We start from the raw sequence: 19,037 nt of genomic DNA, 5'->3' as shown, positions 1-19,037 counted from the left end.
AGGATGCGGGTATGGAGAACACGCAGACCGGCGTCCGGCCGGACCCCGTCAGCGCACCGGCCGCCGCCCCGCACCCGCGCGCTCAGGCGACCGAGGCCGTCCACGCCGGACGCGACGACCTCGCGGCCCTCGGCGTGCACGCGGTCCCGCTGGACCTGTCGACCACCTACCCCGCACCCGACACCCGTGCCGAGGCGGCCCGCATCGACGAGTTCGCGTCGGGCGGCGCCCGGCCCGACGGCCCGCCGGTGTACGCGCGGCTGGACAACCCGACGGTCGCGCGCTTCGAGGACGCCCTCGCCCGGCTCGAAGGGACGCAGTCCGCGGTGGCGTTCGCGAGCGGCATGGCCGCGCTCACCGCCACGCTGCTGGTCCGGGCGGCCGAGGGGCTGCGTCACGTCGTCGCCGTACGGCCGCTGTACGGGTGCAGCGACCACCTGCTGGAGAGCGGGCTGCTGGGCACCGAGGTCACCTGGACCGACCCGGCGGGGGTCGAGGCGGCGATCCGGCCCGACACGGGACTCGTGATGGTCGAGAGCCCCGCGAACCCGACCCTCGCGGAGGTCGACCTGGCCGCCCTCGCCCGCGCCTGCGGACCGGTGCCGCTGCTCGCGGACAACACCTTCGCCACTCCGGTACTCCAGCGCCCGCACGAGTCCGGCGCGCGGCTGGTCCTGCACAGCGCCACCAAGTACTTGGGGGGCCACGGGGACGTCCTGGGCGGGATCGTGGCGTGCGACGAGGAGTTCGCGTGCCGGCTGCGGCAGGTGCGCTTCGCGACGGGCGGCGTACTGCACCCGCTCGCCGGATACCTGCTGCTGCGCGGGCTGTCCACGCTGCCGGTACGCGTACGGGCGCAGTCCCGTACCGCGGCCGATCTCGCCGGGCGGCTGGCGGCGGACCCCCGTATCGCCCGCGTGCACTACCCGCGGCTCGGCGGGGCGATGGTCGCCTTCGAGGTGGAGGGCGACCCGCACGCCGTCACCGCCGGGGTGCGGCTGATCACCCCGGCGGTCAGCCTCGGCTCCGTCGACACCCTCATCCAGCACCCCGCGTCGATCAGCCACCGCATCGTCGCCGAGGGCGACCGGCACAGCGCCGGCATCAGCGAGAAGCTGCTGCGCATGTCGGTCGGTCTGGAGGACGTCGAGGACCTGTGGCAGGACCTCGACCGGGCGCTGGGCGTCAGTCCCGGGCCGACGGGGCGTAGGCCAGAGCCCGCACAGCGGGAGCTGCACCCGGCAGCTGCGCCGTGACGACGAGAGTGCCCTCCTCGATCTGGTAGTCCAGCGGCAGACCGAGGCCGCGCATCGCCGCGACCATGGCGGTGTTGGACGCCTGGGTGACGGCGTACACGCTGCCCGCGCCGTCCTCCAGCGCCATCGCGACGAGACGGCGCAGCAGTTCGCCGCCGAGGCCGCGGTGCTGCCAGGCGTCCTCGACGAGGAGGGCGACCTCGGTCTCCTCGCCGTCCCACAGCAGGTGGCCGAGCGCGGCGAACTCCCCCGGAGCGGTCTCCACCGCCAGGGAACGGCCGAACCGGGGGGAGAGCAGATGCGTGAGGTAGGAGTCGGCGTCGGCGACGGGCCCGTGGTAGCGCTTGGAGAGCGTCTCCCTGGAGCAGCGCCCGTGCAGGGCGAGCGCCGCGTCGACGTCCCGGGTGTCGGCCCGGCGCACGGTGACGGACGGCCCCCCGGAGAGGGTGACGCTGTCCGGGGAGTGCGGCACCCGCTTCCCGGCGCCCAGCTGCCGGTCCAGCTCGACGAGCGCGCGTGCACGAGCGAACTCACTGGGCGCGAAAGGCAGTTGCGGCCGCTCGATGACGAGGACACCTCCTGCCGGGTCCCGCAGCCGCAGCACGGTCCCCTCCCAGCGGCCCTCCGGAGGGACGTCGAGTACCTCCGGATCGATCCTGCGGCCGGACGGTGAGACGGGCGGCACCGATCGGATGGTGCATCTGCCGAGCAACTGCCGCAGTACCAGCGGCAGTTCGGCGGTGTCCAGGGCGGTGCGGGTGGCGAGCTGCAGGACGCGTGTCGGGATGTCGACAAGGGAATCCTCGTCGGCGCGCTCCGTCCATGTGTGACGTCCGCCCGCCGCCTCGACCAGCCGGTGCAGCTCCGCCGCCTCGACCTCGCGGGGAGCGCGCAGCACGAACTCGTCGATACTCTGCTCCGGCGAGTGCCCGGCGTCCGCGCCGACTCGGGCCCCGGACGGGGACGGGGTGTCCGCTGCGGAGGAGGAGTCCGCCGTCCGCGGTCCCAGCGGGAAGGTCTGCAGCGAGACGATGTCGATGCGTTCGCGCGCGAGTGCGGTGCACAGTCCGGCGAGCGCCCCCGGCTCCTCTCGCACGGTCGTGCGCATCAGCCACAGCGACGTCGCCCCGGCCCCCACCGGTGGTTCCACGCCGCCGGTGCCGCTCCGCGGCGGCTCCGCCGCGGAGGCGCAGCGCCGCCGCAGCCTGCTCCAGCTCTCCTGCACGCTTCCGCCGACGAGACGCAGGAAGCCGTGACGGGATGGCTGCTCGTTCTGCGACATGTCAGTCATGCGACCCACTCTCACCCACTGCCATTGCCCGATCAAGAACGCTTTGTGACCGTCGGATTACGGCTGCTTCCGGTCGTCCTGCCGCGACCGGCGCGCCGTCACCGGTGCTCCGCCGGCCCGGCCCCCGTCCCGCCCGCCGCCGTCCCCGGCCCGCGCGACCAGCCGCCGCAGCACGGCGCCGCACCGTCGTGCGTACCAGCGCTGGAAGAGCGGCAGCAGGGGGCCGGCGGCGACCGTGAACCACGAAACCGGTCTGCTGAAGGCGCGCACCTCCAGCCAGACCGCGCCGTCGGCGTCCCTGCTCACGACGAACGCCTCCTCGCCGCGCACCGGATGGCCCGGCAGCGTCCCGTACGCCCATCCGGCGCTGCGCTCCTCGGCGACGGTCCACACCACGCGGCAGGGCGCGTGCAGCCGCAGCGCTCCGACGCCGAGCCCGACGACGACGTCGACGCCCGGGGACGCGCGGAGCGCTTCCGTGCCGAAGCGCACGCCCGCTTCCCGGTGCAGTCGCCATGTCGCCAGCGCCTCGGCGGCGGCGTCGAAGTCGGCCCGGCCGTGCCCCAGTCGCGTACGGACCCGCAGCCTGCGGTAGCCGGTCGGCCACTCGTGCGGCCCGTGCCGGGTCGCCCCGGCCGCCGGGTAGTTCAGGCGGGCGCCGGTCATCGGGTCACTGGCCGACGCGACCGGGCTGCAGCACCTTCGTGAACAGCACAGCGCCGCCCTCCTCCCGCAGACGCACCGTCATCTCACCGCTCTCGCCGTCGATGTCCACCTGGCCGAAGTACTGACCGCCGTCGGTGGGCGGCACGTTGGCCTTCTCCGGTGCCTTGACGAACGGCTGGGTGGGCCCGAAAGTGCCGTCGAGCTTCAGCGCGGGGAAGCCTCCCGCGTTGAGCGGCCCGGAGACGAACTCCCAGAAGGGCTCGAAGTCCTTGAACGCGGCCCTCTCCGGTTCGTAGTGCTGGGCGCAGGTGTAGTGCACGTCGGTGGTGAACCACACGGTCCCGGTGATGCGTTCCGTCTTGATGTGCCGCAGGAGTTCGGCCAGTTGGAGCTCCCGGCCCAGCGGGGCACCGGGGTCCCCCTGCGCGACGCCTTCGAAGTCCGTCTCGCCGTCAGGGACGACCAGCCCGACCGGCATGTCCGAGGCGATCACCTTCCACACCGCCCGGGAGCGCGACAACTCCCGCTTCAGCCACTTCAGTTGCCGCTCGCCGAGGATGCCCCGGGGGTCCTGGTCCTGCCTGCCGGGCGAGTTGGGGCCCCGGTAGGCGCGCATGTCGAGGACGAAGACGTCCAGCAGCGGGCCGTGCCGCACGACCCGGTAGACGCGGCCGTCCTCGTCCTTCGGCGGCAGCGTGGTGAGGGGGTGGTACTCGCTGAAGGCGCGCAGCGAGCGGGCGGCGAGGGTGTCCACGTCTTTGACCTTGTAGCGGTCGTCGTCGAGGATCTCGCCCGGATACCAGTTGTTGAGGACCTCGTGGTCGTCCCACTGGACGATCGAGGGCACCTGGGCCTGGAAGCGGCGCAGCTTGCCGTCGAGCAGGTTGTAGCGGAAGTTGCCGCGGAACTCCGCGAGCGTCTCGGCGACCTTGGACTTCTCCTCGATGACGACGTTGCGCCACACGCCGCCGTCCGGCAGGGCGACCTTCTCCGCGAGTGGGCCGTCGGCGTAGATCGAGTCGCCGCTGTTGAGGAAGAAGTCGGGGTCGAGGCGGCGCATCTCCTCGAAGATCGGATAGCCGCCGCGGTCGGGGTTGATGCCCCAGCCCTGGCCCGCGAGGTCGCCCGACCAGAGGAAGCGCACCTTGTGGCGGCGCTTGTCGGGCGCCGTGCGGAAGGTGCCGCGCACGGGCTCGCCCGTGCGCCGGGGGTCGTCCGCGTCGGCCAGCATGACCCGGTAGTGCACCTGCTCCCCGGCGGGCAGGCCGTGCACCGGCGTCATGCCCGTGTAGTCCGTGTCCGGGCCCACGACGGGGCCGATCCAGCGGCGCGCGCCGCGGAAGGACTCCGTCGCCGAGGTCTCCACGATCATCCGGGCCCTGCGGTCCGACCGCACCCAGATCAGTCCCGACGACGAGGTCACGTCCCCCGCCTGTACCCCCCATTTCGCGGCGGGACGCCCCTTGAGCGCCTGGGCGGGAGCCGCCCCCGAGAGGGACAGCGCGGCCGAGGCCGCGAGCGAGCCGCGCAGCAGCGTGCGGCGTGCCGGGACCAGGCCGGGGGTGAGCGGGTTGCCGGGTTCCTCGTGCGCCATGGACGAGCCTCCTGGATCGCGGTCGTACGGAGCAGGGGTACGGGCCGAACACAGCGACCCGTATCACCGCTGGAGGCGGCGCACGAGGCGCTTCGTGGAGCGCAGCATGGGACTGGACTCAGTCAACACCGACGCCGCGGCGGCTGAAAGGGTTCCGGATGACCGGCGTGGTGCTTCTCATCCCGGGGACGGGGCTCCCTCCGGGGGACGGGCTCGTCCGGGCGAGGGGCGTCCGGTTCCGTACGCCGTCCCGCCGCCGTCCGCGGTGCTGCGGGGGCTATGACGCGGTCGGGTCTCGATTGCCGCAGGACTCTTCCCTCCTGGCCCGCCGGAGGTCAAAGTGACGTCACTCGACTCGCGGACGTGCCGGCCGCGGGCGGCGGAGAGCCCTGACGCCGTAACGCGGCGTGCGGGAAAGGGCAGAGCACCAACGAGAACGGACTGAAACGACGATGACTCCAAAGCTGTCTGCGCTTGCGGGCTTTCGGCGCAGAACCGTCACACTTCCCGACCGCCGTCAGGCGATGGTGAAAGGTTAGGTTCGGTGGCGAATCCGGGACCCGTCGTCGCGCATCCCCGCTCGCCTGACCAGCGGTGCACGCATGCCGGAGCGGTCCCTGCCCCAGTCGTTGAGGACCGCTTGTGATGTCGTACAGCCCCCCTGCCCCCGAGTCGTGCCCGCAGCCGGGGCGTGCCGGCTGTGAGGCCGCGGGGAAGCGCCGATGAGGGGCACGGCAGGCAGCCACGGCCGCGGCGTCCGCATCGTCTACAGCCCCGCCGGCTTCGACTTCGAACTACGCGGCGCCGTCGAGGAGTTGCGCGCCGGACGCTGGATGGCGATGCGCACCCTGCTGGCGCGTACCGGCAGTTCCTGGGGGCTGCGTACGACGCGCTCGCAGGTGCTCGGTGTCGTCGCGGCGGGCTCGCACGTGGTGGAGACCTGGCTGCAGGAGTCGCCGAAGGACCCCGACGCACGCATGATGCACGCCAGGGTGGCCGTGGAGCGCGCGGTCCGGGCCAGTCGTGAACAACACCACACAGCACAGGAGTTGGAGCAGGAAGCCCGTCAGGAGTGTTACGCGGCGGCCGAGTTGCTGCCCGGGGACCCGGTGCCCTGGGTGGCGCTGCTCGCCCTCGCGAGGCTCGACAAGCGCCAGGAACGCGCCGAGCACCGTGAACGCGCGGCCGAGCCGATGCTGCCGCCCGGCCCCTGGGGCCTGCTGTACCGCGTCTACGAGCGCGACCGCTACAACCGCGAGGCGCACCACCGTATGCTCCACTTCCTGCATGCCCGCGCGGACCGGGACACGGGGAACGCGGGGTCGCGCGCCTCGGCGATCGACTTCGTCCGCTGGGTCTCCTCGTGGGCCCCGGCCGGCTCGGATCTGCTGGCGCTGCCCCTGTACGCCTACGTGGAGCAGTACCGGCGCCAGCGCGCCGCCCAGCCGTCCAAGGGCCATCTGCTGCTGAGCAGGCAGTGGTCGCACGACCCGGTCGCCCTCGACGCACGTTCGGCGTTGCAGGGGTGGTTCGAGCTGACGGACCCCACCACCCAGTCGGTGCTGGACCTGAACCACCTGGCCCACGCCCTGTGGGCGGGCCAGCGCACGTCGGACGCCGCCCGGGTCTTCGCCGCTCTCGGCCCGTACTTCACCCCGCAGCCCTGGCTGCAGGTCGCCGAGGACCCCGAACAGCCGGAAGCGGCCAGGACGGAGTTCCTCCGGGCCCGCGACCACTGCCTCGCCGCGGACGACTGACCCCGCCGGCCCCGCCCCTCTTTCGACTCCGCTCCGCCGCCCCTCTTTCGCTCCGCCCCTCTCCCGCTCCGTTGCTTTTCCACCGTTCCGCACCCGAAAGTCCCGCAGGAGGTTCCGTGTTCCCCACCGCCAGGTCGCGTCGCCCCGGCCGCATAGACGACGACGCCAAGCTCCGCGATCTCGGCTACCACCCCGTGCTGATCCGGCGGATGGGCTCGTTCGGCAACTTCGCCATCAGCTTCTCCGTCATCTCCGTCCTCTCCGGATGCATGACGCTCTACGGCTTCGGCCTGGTCACCGGCGGACCGGCGGTGATGATCTGGGGCTGGGTCCTGGTGGGCCTGATGGTGATGTTCGTCGGTGCCGGGCTGGCGGAGGTCACCAGCGCGTATCCCACCTCGGGCGCGCTGTACTACATGGCGGACCAGCTCGGCGGGCGCCGCTGGGGCTGGTACACCGGGTGGCTCAACCTGCTGGGGCTGCTGGGCACCCTGGCCGGTATCGACTACGGCGCCGCGATGTTCACCGGAGCGCTGCTGAACCTCCAGTGGGGGATCGAGCCGACGCCCGGGACCGTCATGCTGATCTTCCTGTGCATCCTCGTGCTGCACGCGGCGCTGAACCTCTTCGGCGTGCGCCTCGTCAGCGTGCTCAACTCGGTGAGCGTGTGGTGGCACTTCGCCGGTGTCGCCGTGATCGTCACGGTGCTGGCGCTCGTCCCGTCGGAACACCGCTCCGCGTCCTTCGTCTTCGGCGAGTTCGTCAACGACACGAACTGGTCCAGCCCGGTGTACGTCGTCATGATCGGGCTGCTGGTGGCCCAGTACACCTTCACGGGGTACGACGCCAGCGCCCACCTCTCCGAGGAGACGACGAACGCCGAGGTCAGCGCGGCACGCGGCATCGTACGGGCCGTCGGCTGGTCGTGGCTCGCGGGCTTCGTGCTGCTGGTCGGGCTGACGTTCGCGATCCAGGACTACGCCGGAACCCAGGCCAGCGCGACCGGAGTGCCGCCCGCGCAGATCTTCCTGGACGCGCTCGGACTCACGGGCGCCAAGCTGCTGCTGCTCGTCGTGATCGTCGCCCAGCTCTTCTGCGGCAACGCGGAGGTGGCCGCCGCCAGCCGCATGGTCTTCGCCTTCTCCCGCGACGGCGCGCTGCCCTTCTCCACGCACTGGCGGCGCGTCCACCCGCGCACCGGCACGCCCGCACGCGCGGTCGTGCTGACGGTCGCAGTCGCGGCCCTGCTCGCCCTGCCGGCGCTCTACAGCGAAGCCGCGTACGGCGCGGTCACCGCGATCGCCGTCATCGGCGTCACGCCCGCCTACGCGATCCCGATCTACCTGCGGCTGCGCAACAAGGACCGCTTCCGGCAGGGCAAGTGGAACCTCGGACGCTGGGGAGTTCCCATCGGCTGGACGGCCGTGGTCTGGGTCGTCTTCGTGACGGTGCTCTTCTGCCTCCCCCAGAAGACACCCGTCGACGTCGAGTCCTTCAACTACGCGCCGCTGGCGCTCATCGGCGTGCTGGGCCTGGCGACGCTGTGGTGGGCCGTCTCCGGGCGCGGCTCCTACACCACGCCCGGGTACCGGGCCGGGGGCGACGAACGCGAACTCGCGGAGATGAGCGAGGAGATCGTCTGACTCCAGGCTGTACACCGGGGGCCGCCCGGGACGTCCTGTCCCGGGCCGGGACCTCCGGCCCAGGTCCGCGGACGTACGTCAACAGGTGCCGGAGACCGAGGAGTCCGGACGCGGAGCTGTCTACGGTGTGCGGTCGCGGGGCATCCGCCGCCCCGGCCGAGCCAGCAGACCGCGCGCCTCCGGGCGCGAAAGGGAGCCGTGACCCATGACGATCAGCGTCCGCAACCACATCCGTATCGCCCGCCCGTCGCGCGACCTGGCGGCCGCCGAGCGCTTCTGGGCGGGGGGCCTCGGCCTCGACGTGCTCTACCGCGGCGAGCCCGGCCCCGCCAGGGGCGGCGGAGAGGAGTACGCGCTGCTGATGGTGGGGCCGCGGGGCGGGGGCTGGCATCTGGAGCTGGCACGGGACGAGGAGCGTCCCCTGGAGCCGACACCCGGGGAGGACGATCTGCTCGTGATCTACCTCGACGCCCCCGTTCCGGAGGAGACGGTGGCGAAGCTGGAGGAGCACGGCGGCAGGCGCGTACCGGCGCGCAACCCGTACTGGGACACTTGGGGCGTGACCGTCCAGGACCCGGACGGATACCGGCTGGTGCTGTGCACGCGGGGCTGGGTAGACGACGAGGGCCCGAGCACAGCCGCGACGGCGGTCCCGGGGAGCCCGTAGGCGCCCCTCCGAGGTGGGCAGGTCTCCGCGACGGAGACCCGACAGGGAAGGAACGTGCACGATGAGCCGCGAGGGCGACGGCACGACGGACGGCAACGAGAAGTACGGCAAGAAGCCCTTCAAGAGGTCGAAGAGCCACTTCGCGGACCGGATCACAGCGGACGGGGCGGACGGCTGGCCGGTCGAGGCCGGCCGCTACCGGCTCGTGATCAGCCGGGCCTGCCCGTGGGCGAGCAGGGCGGCGATCTCCCGGCGGCTGCTGGGGCTGGAGGACGCGCTGTCGCTGGCCGTCACCGACCCCCTGCAGGACGAGCGCAGCTGGCGCTTCACGCTCGACCCGGACGGCAAGGACCCGGTCCTGGGGATCCGCTACCTCCACGAGGCCTACGACGCGCGCGAGACGGACTACCCGGGCGGCGTGAGCGTCCCCGCCGTGGTGGACGTGCCCAGCGGGCAGCTCGTCACCAACGACTTCCAGCAGATCACCCTGGACCTCGCCACCGAGTGGACGGCCCTGCACAGGCCGGGCGCGCCCGACCTGTATCCGCAGGAGCTGCGCGAGGAGATGCACGAGGTGATGGACGGGGTCTACCGGGACCTCAACAACGGCGTCTACCGGGCGGGCTTCGCCACCGGCCAGGCGGAGTACGAGGCCGCCTTCGGGGACGTCTTCCGCCGCCTCGGGCTCCTCTCCGAACGGCTCGCCGGCCGCCGCTACCTGGTGGGCGAGAGCATCACGGAGGCCGACATCCGCCTGTTCACCACGCTGGTGCGCTTCGACGCCGTCTACCACGGCCACTTCAAGTGCAACCGCCACAAGCTCACCGAGGACCCCGTCCTGTGGGCCTACGCCAGGGACCTGTACCAGACGCCCGGCTTCGGCGACACGGTCGACTTCGACCACATCAAGCGGCACTACTACGAGGTCCACACCGGCGTGAACCCCACGGGCATCGTGCCCTGCGGGCCGGACCTGTCCGGATGGACGTCCCTGCACCACCGCGAGCAACTGGGCGGACGCCCCTTCGGCGACGGCACCCCGCCCCCGCCGGTGCCCCCGGAGGAGGCGGTACCGGCGGCACACCGGCCCTGAGCGGCGCTGCCCGGGGGCGCCAGCGATGTCAGGCGGCCCGCGCCGTCTCCAGGACGAGCCGTGCGACGAGCGCCGGGTCGTCGTTCATCGGCACGTGCCCGCATCCGGGGAGGCGGACCAGACGGGCGCCGGGGATCGTCTTCTTCGCTCGGATCCCCTGGCGGGGGAGGAGCAGGCGGTCCTTGGCGCCCCAGCCGATGGTCACCGGCATCCCGGGCAGGTCGCGGTCGAAGACGGAGCCGGGGCGCCTGCCGACGGCGAGCACCGGTGCGAAACCCGTGGCCGCGCGCATGGAGTGGGTCTCGGCGACGACCGCCTCGGGTGAACGGCGGCCGGGCCGGGCGTAGATGGTGCCGGTCAGCGCGGCGCGTCCGGCGGCGCTGCCCGCGAGCCGCCGCAGCAGCCCGTCCGGTATGGCCTTCGCACCGGCGCGCATGCCCGTCAGCAGGGCGTAGGCGTAGCGGCGCTCCGCCTGCGTCCAGAAACCGGCCGGGGACAGGGCGGTGACCGAGCGCGCATGGCCGTGCAGCGCCAGCTCCAGGGCCAGCAGCCCGCCCAGGGAGTTGCCGACCACGTGCGGCCGTTCGAGACCCAGGGCACGGAGGCCCTCACCGAGCAGCGGGACGACGCTCTCCAGTTCGTAGGAGACGCCCTCGGGCAGCTGCGGCGAGGCGCCGAACCCCGGCAGGTCGACAGCGACCACCTCGTGCGAGGCGGCCAGGATGCTCAACACCGGTTCCCACGCCTGCCAGTGGTGTCCGATGCCGTGCAGCAGCACGACGGGTTCGCCGCTGCCGCGGCGCTCGTAGGCGAGGTCGAAGGACGGCGACCCGGCGGGCGAGACGCGCACGAACGACTCGGTCCGGGGTACGGGGGCGTGGGGCGAGGCGACAGCGGTCATGGGCATTTCCTGTCGGGTTCGGGCCCGGACACCGATCGCGGTGCGGGTGCACGGCAGTTCGTAGACACGATGTCAGCAAGTCGTCCCGCGTGGAAGGCCGCCCGTGGTCCGCGGCGGAAGGGCTGCGATGATGTGCGGGTGGACGCCGAACAGAGCGCAGCCGACACCCACGCCCGACTCCGCCGTGCCGGCACATCCCCCGACGGCGCCCCGGACGGGGGCGGTCCGGCCGGCGGCGGCCCGCTCGGCGGTCGCGGCGGCGGTGCTCGGGGGGACCGCGAGGGCCACGGTCGGGATGCTGCCGCCCAGGACGCCACGGCAGTCTTCGAGCAGCACCGCGGGGTCCTGATGGGTGTCGCCTACCGCATGCTCGGCAGCGTCGCCGACGCGGAGGACGTCGTCCAGGACGCCTGGCTGCGCTGGCAGTCCGCGGGCAGGGACGGTGTACGGGAGCCCCGCGCGTACCTGGTGCGCGTCGCCACCCGCCTCGCTGTCGACAGGCTCCGCGCGGCGCAGCGCCGCCGGGAGACCTACGTCGGGCCGTGGCTGCCCGAGCCGCTCGTCACGCACGCGGGCACCGGCCCGGAGCGGGGCGGCACGGAACCGGACGCCGCGCAGAGCGTGCTGGCCGCCGAGTCCGTCTCCTTCGCCCTGCTGGTCGTGATGGAGTCGCTCTCGCCGCTGGAGCGCGCGGTGTTCGTCCTGCGCGAGGCATTCGGCTTCCCGTACGCGGAGATCGCGGCCGCCCTCGACCGCAGCGAGGCGGCCGTGCGCCAGCTCGGCGGCCGGGCCCGCGCGCACGTGGCCGAGCGGCGCCCCCGCTTCGACGTCGACCCCGAGGCCCGACGCGACCTGACCGAGCGGTTCCTGGCCGCCGCCACCCGGGGCGACCTCGCCGCGCTGATGGAGATGCTCGCCCCGGACGCTCGCCTCCTCGGCGACGGCGGCGGCAAGGCGAAGGCTCCGATGCGCGCCATCACCACCGCGGACAAGGTCGGCCGCTTCGCGGAGGCGATCGCCCGACGGGGCCTCGCCGCGAGGGACTTCAGGCTCGTCGAGGTCAACGGCGGCCCCGCGCTGCTCGCGACGGAACAGGGAGTCCCCACGGCCGTCCTGCAGATCGACGTCGCCGGCGGCCGCATCCAGAGCGTCTACATCGTGGCCAACCCCGACAAGCTGACCCGGCTCACGCCCTGACCGCTGGGCGCGGAGCCGGCAGTCCTTACTCCGGGCTGTCCGGCAGCCCGGCACTGATCACAGTCCGCCGGAGACGCGCAGGACGGCACCGGTGGTGAAGGACGCCTCGTCCGACATCAGCCAGGCGACGGCGTCCGCGATCTCCCGGGGCTCGCCGGGGCGGCGCAGCGGCGTCGCGTCCGCCTTCTTCCACGCCCTGTCCGGATCGCCCATGGCGGCGTGCATCCCGGTCAGTACAGCCCCCGGCTGCACCGAGTTGACGCGGACGCCCCGCGGCCCGAACTCCTTGGCCAGGCCGACCGTCATCGCGTCCACCGCTGCCTTCGACGCCGCGTAGTGGACGTACTCGCCGGGCGCCCCGAGGGTCGCCGCACAGGAGGAGATGTTGACGATGCTGCCGCCCTCGCCGCCGTGTCCCGTCGACATCTCCAGCAGGGCCCGCCGCGCGCACAGCAGCGCGCCGAGGACGTTCACGTCGAGCACGCGGCGCATCACGGACGTCGGCGTCTCGGTGAAGCCGCCCAACGGGCCGGACACGGCGGCGTTGTTGACGAGGCCCGTCACGGCGCCCAGCTCGTCGCGCACCGTGTCGAAGAGCTGCCCGACCTGCTCCTCGACGCTGGTGTCCACCTGGACGGCCACCGCGCGCATCCCCTCGGCCCGGACGGCGAGGGCCGTCTCCTGCGCGTCCACCCGGGAGCGCTCGTAGCCGATGCCGACGTGGTGCCCGGCCCGCGCGAGGCGCACGGCGACGGCCGCGCCGATGCCCCTGCTGCCTCCCGTGACCACCGTGACCCGCTGCTGTTCCGTCATGGCGATGCCCTCCCGACCTGGCGAACGATGATCGATCATCCCAGCTGAAGGCGGCGTCGGGGAACGGTTCCCGGTCCCCGGATTGGTCTTGACCAAGCTGGGGACCCGCCCTATGGTCGGCCATACGCAACAACCTTTAAAAAACAAGCACGTATAAAGTCCGGCCGCTTCGGGCCGGGCTGGACGCGGGGAAAGCGGAGGCCACTGTGGGGACCACACAGGTGGAGGCTGTGCCGGAGCCGAAGTACTGGCACTTGAAGACGGTGCTGTCCGACGCGCTGGACTCCGAGTTCGAGGTGGGGGAGATCCTGCCGAACGAGCGCGAACTCGCTGCCCGCTTCGGCGTCGCCCGTGCGACCCTGCGCCAGGCACTGGAGCAGCTCGAACTGGAGGGACGCCTGCAGCGCAGGCGCGGCGTGGGCACCACCGTCGCACCGCCCCGCTTCGGTGTCGACGTCGGCCCCGCGGAGGACAGCTGGCCCGGCGCACCCGACGACGCGTGGCAGACCGGCGACTGCGAGGACGTCGAACCGCCCGCCCCGGTGGCGAGGTTGCTGGGTGAGGACGCCGGGTCACCCGTCCACTCGGTGCGCCGTACGCGCATGACGCACGGGCAGCCCGTCGCCACCGAACTCCTCTATGTGCCGCACGCGTCCGTCCCCGGACTGCCCGCCATAGAGGCTGCGGGAGGCTCCGCCCGGGGCCGTGCGGTGCTGCGCGAACTGCACCGCCTCGAACTCGAGGGGCAGGAGCGGACCGTGGAGCTGGGCTCGGCCCGCGCCGACGACGCCCGCCAGCTGGACCGGCTGCCCGGGGCCCCGGTGCTCGTGGTCACCACGCGCTACCTCGCCCGCGGGACGACGGCCGCCGTCGCCGTCGCCACCTACCGGGCCGACACGTGCAGGCTCACCTTCGGGGACGCCCAGCCCGGCGCCCTGATGGCCGGCTGAGCCCTCAACTCCCTGGCTGTGCCCCCGACTTCCGGGCTGGGCCCCCGACTTCCGGGCTGGGCCCCCGACTTCCGGGCTGAGCCCTCAATCCCCGGGCTGAGCCCGGCAGTCAGCCGGCGTCCACGCTGAACAGCTCGCTCTCGACCTGGTCGAGGGCGAGCCGCAGCGCTCCCGTCGCGACCGCCGCTTCGCCCAGCACCGAGAGCTCGACGCGCGGGGGGCGCAGGCAGTAGCGCTCCAACTCGCCCCGGAGCGGCTCCAGCACGTCGTCCAGCCCGGACGCCCAGCCGCCGATGACGACCAGTTCGGGGTCGAGCGCGAGGACCAGCGCGGCCACGTCGTGGACGAGCCGCTGCACGAAGCGTTCCATCGCCCGCCGCGCCTGCTCGTCGCCGGCGCGGGCGAGCGCGAAGACCCCCGCGACCGCTGCCTCGTCGAGAGGGTGGAGCGGCTCGTCCGTCGTCGACAGCAGCCGCTCCGGCGTCGCCTCGCGCCCCAGCAGGTGCAGGGCGCCGATCTCCCCGGCCGCGCCGCCGAAACCGCGGTGCAGCCGCCCGCCGATCAGCGAACCGGCGCCTGGGCTGAGCCCGATCAGCACCATCACGACATCCTCGGCGCCGACCGCCGCGCCCTTCCAACGCTCGGCGACGACACCGGCGTTGGCGTCGTTCTCGACGAGCACGGGGCAGCAGAACCGCTCCCTCAGCCGTTCGCCCAGGGGCAGGCCCGTCCAGCCCGGCAGCGCGGTTCCGAGCCGTACGGTGCCGTCGGCCTCGACGATTCCCGGCGTGCCGACGCCGACCGCCCGCAGCGACTCGCGCCGCACGGCGCTGCCCTCCAGCAACTCGTCCACGGCCCTGTGGGCCTCGGCCAGCCGCTGGTCCTCGGGGGCTCCCTCGCCGACCTCGTGCGCGACCGTGCCGGTGGTGCGGCCCGTCAGGTCGGAGAGGACGGCCGCGATGCGGTGCGACCCGACCTCCACGCCGAGTGCGTAGCCGGCCTCGGCCCGGAAGCGGAAGCGCCGGGCGGGACGGCCCCGGCGCGCGTGCTGGGCCGCGGAGTCGGGTTCCTCCTCGGCCTCGGCGGCGAGCCCGGCGTCGACCAGGCCCTCGACGACGCCCTCGACCGTCGGCCGGGAGAGCTCGGTGGCGTGCGCCAGATCCGTCAGCGTCAGCGGGGGGTGGCCGAACTGGGAGCGCAGCACACGCAGCACGGCAGTCGAGTTGATCCGTCGCAGCAGAGAAGGATCCCTGCCGGAGAGCCGCGCCAAGTCCGCCTCCCTGCCTGTCCCGTGAGGCGGATCGTACCGCTCGGCCTCCCATTACCACGAGTAGGGGGCGGTCAGCCCGGGGCGACGAAACCGGACTCGTACGCGAGGATCACGGCCTGCGTGCGGTCCCGCGCGCCGAGTTTCGCGAGCAGCGAGCCGACGTGTGTCTTCACGGTCTCCGTGCCGACCACGAGCCGCTGCGCGGTCTCCGCGTTGCTCAGCCCGGCGGCCACCAGCCGCAGGACCTCCTCCTCGCGGGCCGTCAGCGCGGCACGCTCGAGCACCGCCCGCGCCCGCGGATTGCCGTGGGCGGCGGCGAGTTCGCGCAGAGCGGCCGGGAAGAGCAGGCTCTCGCCCTCGGCGGCGAGCCGGACCGCGTGGACGATCTCCGCGGGCGCTGCGCGCTTCAGGAGGAAGCCGTCGGCTCCCGCCCGCAGCGCCTGGTAGACGTAGTCGTCCTGCTCGAACGTCGTCACCACGAGGATCTTCGGCGGGCCGGAGACGGAGCGCAGCACCGCCCGCGTCGCCTCGATCCCGTCGAGCAGCGGCATGCGGACGTCCATCGCCACCACGTCGGGGCGCAGTCGACGCACCAGCGGCACCACTGCCGCGCCGTCCGCGGCCTCGCCCACCACGCTGATGTCCGGCTGGGCCTCCAGGATCACCCGGAGCCCCGCCCGCACGAGCGGCTCGTCGTCGACGAGGAGCACGGTCACCGGCACGGGCCCACCCCGCAGCGCGTCACGCCGTCCCCCGGGAGCTGCGGGCGCCGTCCGGCGTGGCGGGGACGGCGGACCCCGTCGGGCGGCGCCGGCGTTCCCGGCGACCGCCGCCCGGGGGCGCCTGCGGCAGCACGACCCGTACACGCCACTCGCCGCCGTCCGGCCCCGTCTCGGCCCGGCCGCCCAGCAACCCGGCCCGCCCGCTCCCTCCCCTCCGGCCGGCGGCCGACGGCGGACTCCCCGGCAGCGGGCTGCGCACCTCGAGTTCCAGGCCGTCCCCACCGGCTTCGAGCGAGACGGTCACCGGCACCGGGCCCGCATGGCGCAGCACGTTGGTCAGCGCCTCCTGCAGGATGCGGTAGCCCTCGCGCGAGACGGGGCCGGGGAGGTCGCCGAGCGGTCCCCTGATCCGCTCGGTGACCTGGGCCCCGGCCGCCCGCGCGGACGCCAGCAGGCGTCCGGCGTCCTCGACGCCCGGCCGTGATGCGGGCCGGGGCGCGTCCTCGCGCAGCAGGCGCAGAACCCGTTCCAGATCCTCGAGCGCTTCACGGCCGGAGGACTCGATCGCGGACAGGGCACGCTCCGTGAACTCCGGCGAACCCGCGGCACGCGCCGCGCCCGCCTGGACGACCGACAGCGTCAGCGCGTGCCCGATCGAGTCGTGCAACTCCCCGGCCAGGCGGCTGCGTTCGAGCATCGCCTCGGTGCGTTCCTCCGCCGCGGCGAGCAACTCCGTGGGAGAGGGCCCGAGGAGGCGGCGGGCCCCCGCCAGCGCCACCCGCCCGGGGATCACGACGACGCACACGAGCGCGGCGAACGCCGCCGCGGCCAGGAGCACGCACGGCCAGGGCTCCGACGGGAGGTACGGGCCCAGCTCCGTCTGCGGAGCGCCGGACGAGGCCGTGACCAGCAGATCGACGATCGCCGTCGTGAGGACGACGCTCGACCAGGCGACGGTGAAGCCCAGTTGGTGCCTGAACGTCAGCCAGACAGCCGTCCGTGCACGGTCGCTCCAGGACGCCGACGGAGCCGCTGCCAGACCGTCGTGGTCCGCCGCGTCCGCCCCTTCGGGGCGGCGCCGGGCGTGCCGGCCGGGCAGCAGCATCAGCTGGGCCTGCAGGCCCTCGGCCAGCCGGGCGTCCGGCACGATCGCCGCGCACCAGAGCAGCGGCAGCGGCAGCACCAGCACCCACACCAGGCCGAGCTGCAACAGGCCGTTCCAGCCGGGGAAGACGAAAGTGCACATCACCGCGGGCAACGAGCCGACGAGCAGGTGCAGCCACCGCGTGTACGTGACAGCGCGAACCAGTGCGCCGGGCAGTCGCAGCGGTCGCGGCAGCATTGAAGGGGCGGGCACGGCTTCATCGTGCCAGCGCCGCCCGCGCTCCCGCCTCCCCCGGGCGGGGGAGACGCGACCCACCGGCGGGGGAGGTGCCCGGCACCGCCCGTCGGCAGGCTTGCTGCCATGACCTGCATCGAAGTGAACGGACTCACCAAGGAATATGGCAGTGTGCGTGCCGTCGACCGCGTCACCTTCACCGTGGAGCCGGGGAGGGTCACCGGCTTTCTCGGGCCCAACGGAGCCGGCAAGTCGACCGCCATGCGCCTCGTACTGGGCCTCTCACGCCCGACGTCGGGCACCGCCACCGTGGGAGGGCGGTCCTTCGCCGGCCTCGGCCAGCCGCTGCGGCACGTCGGACCGCTGCTGGACGCCCAGGCCGCACACGGCTCCCGCACCGCTCGCGACCATCTGCTCGTGCTCTGCGCGGCCAACCGCATTCCCGCCGTGAGGGCAGGCGAGGTGCTGGAGGAGACCGGTCTCGCCGGGGTCGCCCGGCGGCGGGTCAGGACGTTCTCGCTCGGAATGCGCCAGCGTCTCGGCATCGCCGCCGCGCTGCTCGGCGATCCCGGCGTGCTGATGCTGGACGAGCCGTCCAACGGGCTCGACCCGGAGGGCATCGTCTGGATCCGGGGGCTGCTGCGCCGCCTCGCCGCCGAGGGGCGCACCGTCCTCGTCTCCAGCCACCTGATGTCGGAGACCGCCTCGTACGCCGACCACCTGCTGGTGCTCGGCAAGGGCAGGCTGCTGGCGGACAGCCCGATGCGTGCCTTCATCGACGCACACGTGCAGCCGCGCGTGCGGCTGCGCACCACCGAGCCGGAGCGGCTGCGCAGCGTGCTGCTCCGCGCCGGCTACGAACCCGAACCCGGCGAGGACGGACGCATGACCGTCCCCGGTGCACGCGCGGCCCGGCTCGGCCCGCTCGCCGCCGGGGAGAACCTTCCCGTCCTCGAACTCGCCGACGACGAGGCGACGTTGGAACAGGCCTATCTCGCGCTCACCGCGGACGAGACCCAGTTCGCCGCCGCCCCTTCCGCGCCCGCCCAGGAGGTCTGAGACATGTCCGCCGCATCCACCGCCACGGCAGTACCGCCCGCATCCACCGGTCCGGTCGCGTCCTTCACGGCGGCCGCCAGGTCCGAGTGGGTCAAGGTCAGATCGCTGCGCTCGTCAATGTTCTCCCTGCTGGCCGTCGTGGTCGCCACGGTCGGCATCAGCGCGCTCGTCTGCGCCGTCGACGACGGGGGAGGGGACAGCGAGCAGGGATTCGACGCGCTGTTCGCCTCCTTCTACGGCCTCAACTTCGGTCAGATCGCCGCCATCGCCTTCGCCGTCACCGCGTTCTCCTCGGAGTTCCACAACGGAGCGCTGCGCGTCTCGCTGAGCGCCGTGCCCCGCCGCGGAGTGTTCTACGTGGCGAAGACCGCCGTCGTGGGGGGACTCGTCCTGGCCGCCGGGCTGGTAGCCGGGTTCTCCGCGTTCCTCGCGGGGCAGCACCTCCTGGGCGCGAAGGGCCTCGGCCTCGCCGATCCCGGGGCGCTGCGGGCATGCTTCGGAAGCGCCGTATACCTCACGCTGATGGCGCTCTTCGCCTGCGGACTGACAGCGCTGCTGCGCAGCGGCGTCGCGGTCCTGTCGACGCTGATCCCCTTCCTGCTGATCGTCCCCTTCGTCCTCGGAGATCTGGCGGCAGGCGCCGCCGAGTATCTGCCGGACAGGGCCGGCCAGTTGGTGCTCCAGCAGAACCCCGGCAGCAGCCTGGGGCCGTGGACGGGTCTCGCCGTGACGGCGGTCTGGGCGCTCGCGGCGGTGGTGGCGGGCTGGGTCGCGGTGCGGCGGCGCGACGCCTGACCGGGCTTGATGCCTGACCGGCCG

At 73.4% G+C, this 19,037-nt stretch carries 17 protein-coding genes; 9 read left to right on the top strand and 8 right to left on the bottom strand.

All coding sequences use genetic code 11. The features are described 5' to 3' along the window. Positions 1–11: 11 nt before the first annotated feature. On the top strand, positions 12–1,256 hold the full coding sequence (locus H181DRAFT_RS23455) for a trans-sulfuration enzyme family protein (RefSeq protein ID WP_045866384.1): 1,245 nt from the start codon (positions 12–14) through the stop codon (positions 1,254–1,256). On the opposite strand, the gene H181DRAFT_RS23450 is transcribed toward H181DRAFT_RS23455, so the two are convergent. From H181DRAFT_RS23450 to H181DRAFT_RS23440, 3 genes are read right to left on the bottom strand one after another with little or no spacing between them, the layout of a single operon-like run. After that, the gene (locus tag H181DRAFT_RS23450) at positions 1,186–2,547 is read right to left on the bottom strand and encodes a GNAT family N-acetyltransferase (protein WP_107068831.1); all 1,362 of its coding nucleotides are present in this window, start codon (positions 2,545–2,547) and stop codon (positions 1,186–1,188) included. The genes H181DRAFT_RS23455 and H181DRAFT_RS23450 overlap by 71 nt on opposite strands. Before the next feature lie 57 nt (positions 2,548–2,604). Continuing rightward, positions 2,605–3,213 carry a DUF1990 family protein gene (locus tag H181DRAFT_RS23445; protein ID WP_074468013.1) on the bottom strand — a complete coding sequence of 203 codons (609 nt, stop codon included), beginning with the start codon at positions 3,211–3,213 and terminating at the stop codon, positions 2,605–2,607. Positions 3,214–3,217: 4 nt separating this feature from the next. Continuing rightward, complete coding sequence (locus tag H181DRAFT_RS23440; RefSeq protein WP_045866383.1) at positions 3,218–4,807, bottom strand: alkaline phosphatase D family protein; 1,590 nt, start codon at positions 4,805–4,807, stop codon at positions 3,218–3,220. A gap of 722 nt (positions 4,808–5,529) precedes the next feature. On the opposite strand from H181DRAFT_RS23440, the gene H181DRAFT_RS23435 reads away from it, so the two are divergent. From H181DRAFT_RS23435 to H181DRAFT_RS23420, 4 genes are all read left to right on the top strand, one after another. After that, on the top strand, positions 5,530–6,564 hold the full coding sequence (locus H181DRAFT_RS23435) for a hypothetical protein (RefSeq protein ID WP_045866382.1): 1,035 nt from the start codon (positions 5,530–5,532) through the stop codon (positions 6,562–6,564). Between the two features lie 116 nt (positions 6,565–6,680). Beyond that, positions 6,681–8,207, top strand: a complete 1,527-nt coding sequence (locus H181DRAFT_RS23430) for an amino acid permease (RefSeq protein ID WP_045866381.1) — start codon at positions 6,681–6,683, stop codon at positions 8,205–8,207. A gap of 205 nt (positions 8,208–8,412) precedes the next feature. After that, entirely contained in the window at positions 8,413–8,874 is a 462-nt protein-coding gene (locus tag H181DRAFT_RS23425) for a VOC family protein (RefSeq protein ID WP_045866380.1), read from the top strand. Positions 8,875–8,935: 61 nt separating this feature from the next. Next, on the top strand, positions 8,936–9,967 hold the full coding sequence (locus H181DRAFT_RS23420) for a glutathione S-transferase family protein (RefSeq protein ID WP_045866379.1): 1,032 nt from the start codon (positions 8,936–8,938) through the stop codon (positions 9,965–9,967). A 28-nt stretch (positions 9,968–9,995) separates the two neighbouring features. On the opposite strand, the gene H181DRAFT_RS23415 is transcribed toward H181DRAFT_RS23420, so the two are convergent. After that, positions 9,996–10,868 (bottom strand): alpha/beta fold hydrolase, encoded by an 873-nt coding sequence (locus tag H181DRAFT_RS23415; protein ID WP_045866378.1) that lies wholly within the window; start codon positions 10,866–10,868, stop codon positions 9,996–9,998. A gap of 138 nt (positions 10,869–11,006) precedes the next feature. Here H181DRAFT_RS23415 and sigJ point away from each other — a divergent pair, with 138 nt between their 5' ends. Next, positions 11,007–12,065: an RNA polymerase sigma factor SigJ gene (sigJ, locus tag H181DRAFT_RS23405; RefSeq protein ID WP_302622653.1), complete on the top strand. Its 1,059-nt coding sequence runs from the start codon at positions 11,007–11,009 to the stop codon at positions 12,063–12,065. A gap of 57 nt (positions 12,066–12,122) precedes the next feature. Here the strand turns inward: sigJ and H181DRAFT_RS23400 are convergent, their stop codons facing one another. Further along, complete coding sequence (locus H181DRAFT_RS23400; protein WP_045866375.1) at positions 12,123–12,878, bottom strand: SDR family oxidoreductase; 756 nt, start codon at positions 12,876–12,878, stop codon at positions 12,123–12,125. A gap of 206 nt (positions 12,879–13,084) precedes the next feature. Between H181DRAFT_RS23400 and H181DRAFT_RS23395 the strand changes: the two genes are divergently transcribed. Further along, positions 13,085–13,828, top strand: a complete 744-nt coding sequence (locus H181DRAFT_RS23395) for a GntR family transcriptional regulator (protein ID WP_045866374.1) — start codon at positions 13,085–13,087, stop codon at positions 13,826–13,828. Between the two features lie 109 nt (positions 13,829–13,937). On the opposite strand, the gene H181DRAFT_RS23390 is transcribed toward H181DRAFT_RS23395, so the two are convergent. The 3 genes from H181DRAFT_RS23390 to H181DRAFT_RS23380 all read right to left on the bottom strand — a co-directional run bounded on the left by H181DRAFT_RS23390 (position 13,938) and on the right by H181DRAFT_RS23380 (position 17,177). Beyond that, entirely contained in the window at positions 13,938–15,098 is a 1,161-nt protein-coding gene (locus tag H181DRAFT_RS23390; protein ID WP_045866373.1) for an ROK family protein, read from the bottom strand. Between the two features lie 71 nt (positions 15,099–15,169). After that, positions 15,170–15,820 carry a response regulator gene (locus H181DRAFT_RS23385; protein WP_045866372.1) on the bottom strand — a complete coding sequence of 217 codons (651 nt, stop codon included), beginning with the start codon at positions 15,818–15,820 and terminating at the stop codon, positions 15,170–15,172. 19 nt (positions 15,821–15,839) lie between these two features. Next, complete coding sequence (locus tag H181DRAFT_RS23380; protein ID WP_368073289.1) at positions 15,840–17,177, bottom strand: histidine kinase; 1,338 nt, start codon at positions 17,175–17,177, stop codon at positions 15,840–15,842. A gap of 108 nt (positions 17,178–17,285) precedes the next feature. Between H181DRAFT_RS23380 and H181DRAFT_RS23375 the strand changes: the two genes are divergently transcribed. After that, complete coding sequence (locus H181DRAFT_RS23375; protein WP_045866371.1) at positions 17,286–18,218, top strand: ATP-binding cassette domain-containing protein; 933 nt, start codon at positions 17,286–17,288, stop codon at positions 18,216–18,218. 3 nt (positions 18,219–18,221) lie between these two features. Next, positions 18,222–19,013 carry an ABC transporter permease gene (locus tag H181DRAFT_RS23370; protein WP_045866370.1) on the top strand — a complete coding sequence of 264 codons (792 nt, stop codon included), beginning with the start codon at positions 18,222–18,224 and terminating at the stop codon, positions 19,011–19,013. The last annotated feature ends 24 nt before the right edge of the window (positions 19,014–19,037 follow it).

Source organism: Streptomyces sp. WMMB 714 (assembly GCF_900090125.1).
In the GTDB taxonomy this organism is placed as follows: domain Bacteria; phylum Actinomycetota; class Actinomycetes; order Streptomycetales; family Streptomycetaceae; genus Streptomyces; species Streptomyces daqingensis.
This window is presented reverse-complemented; position numbering and strand designations above follow the sequence as displayed.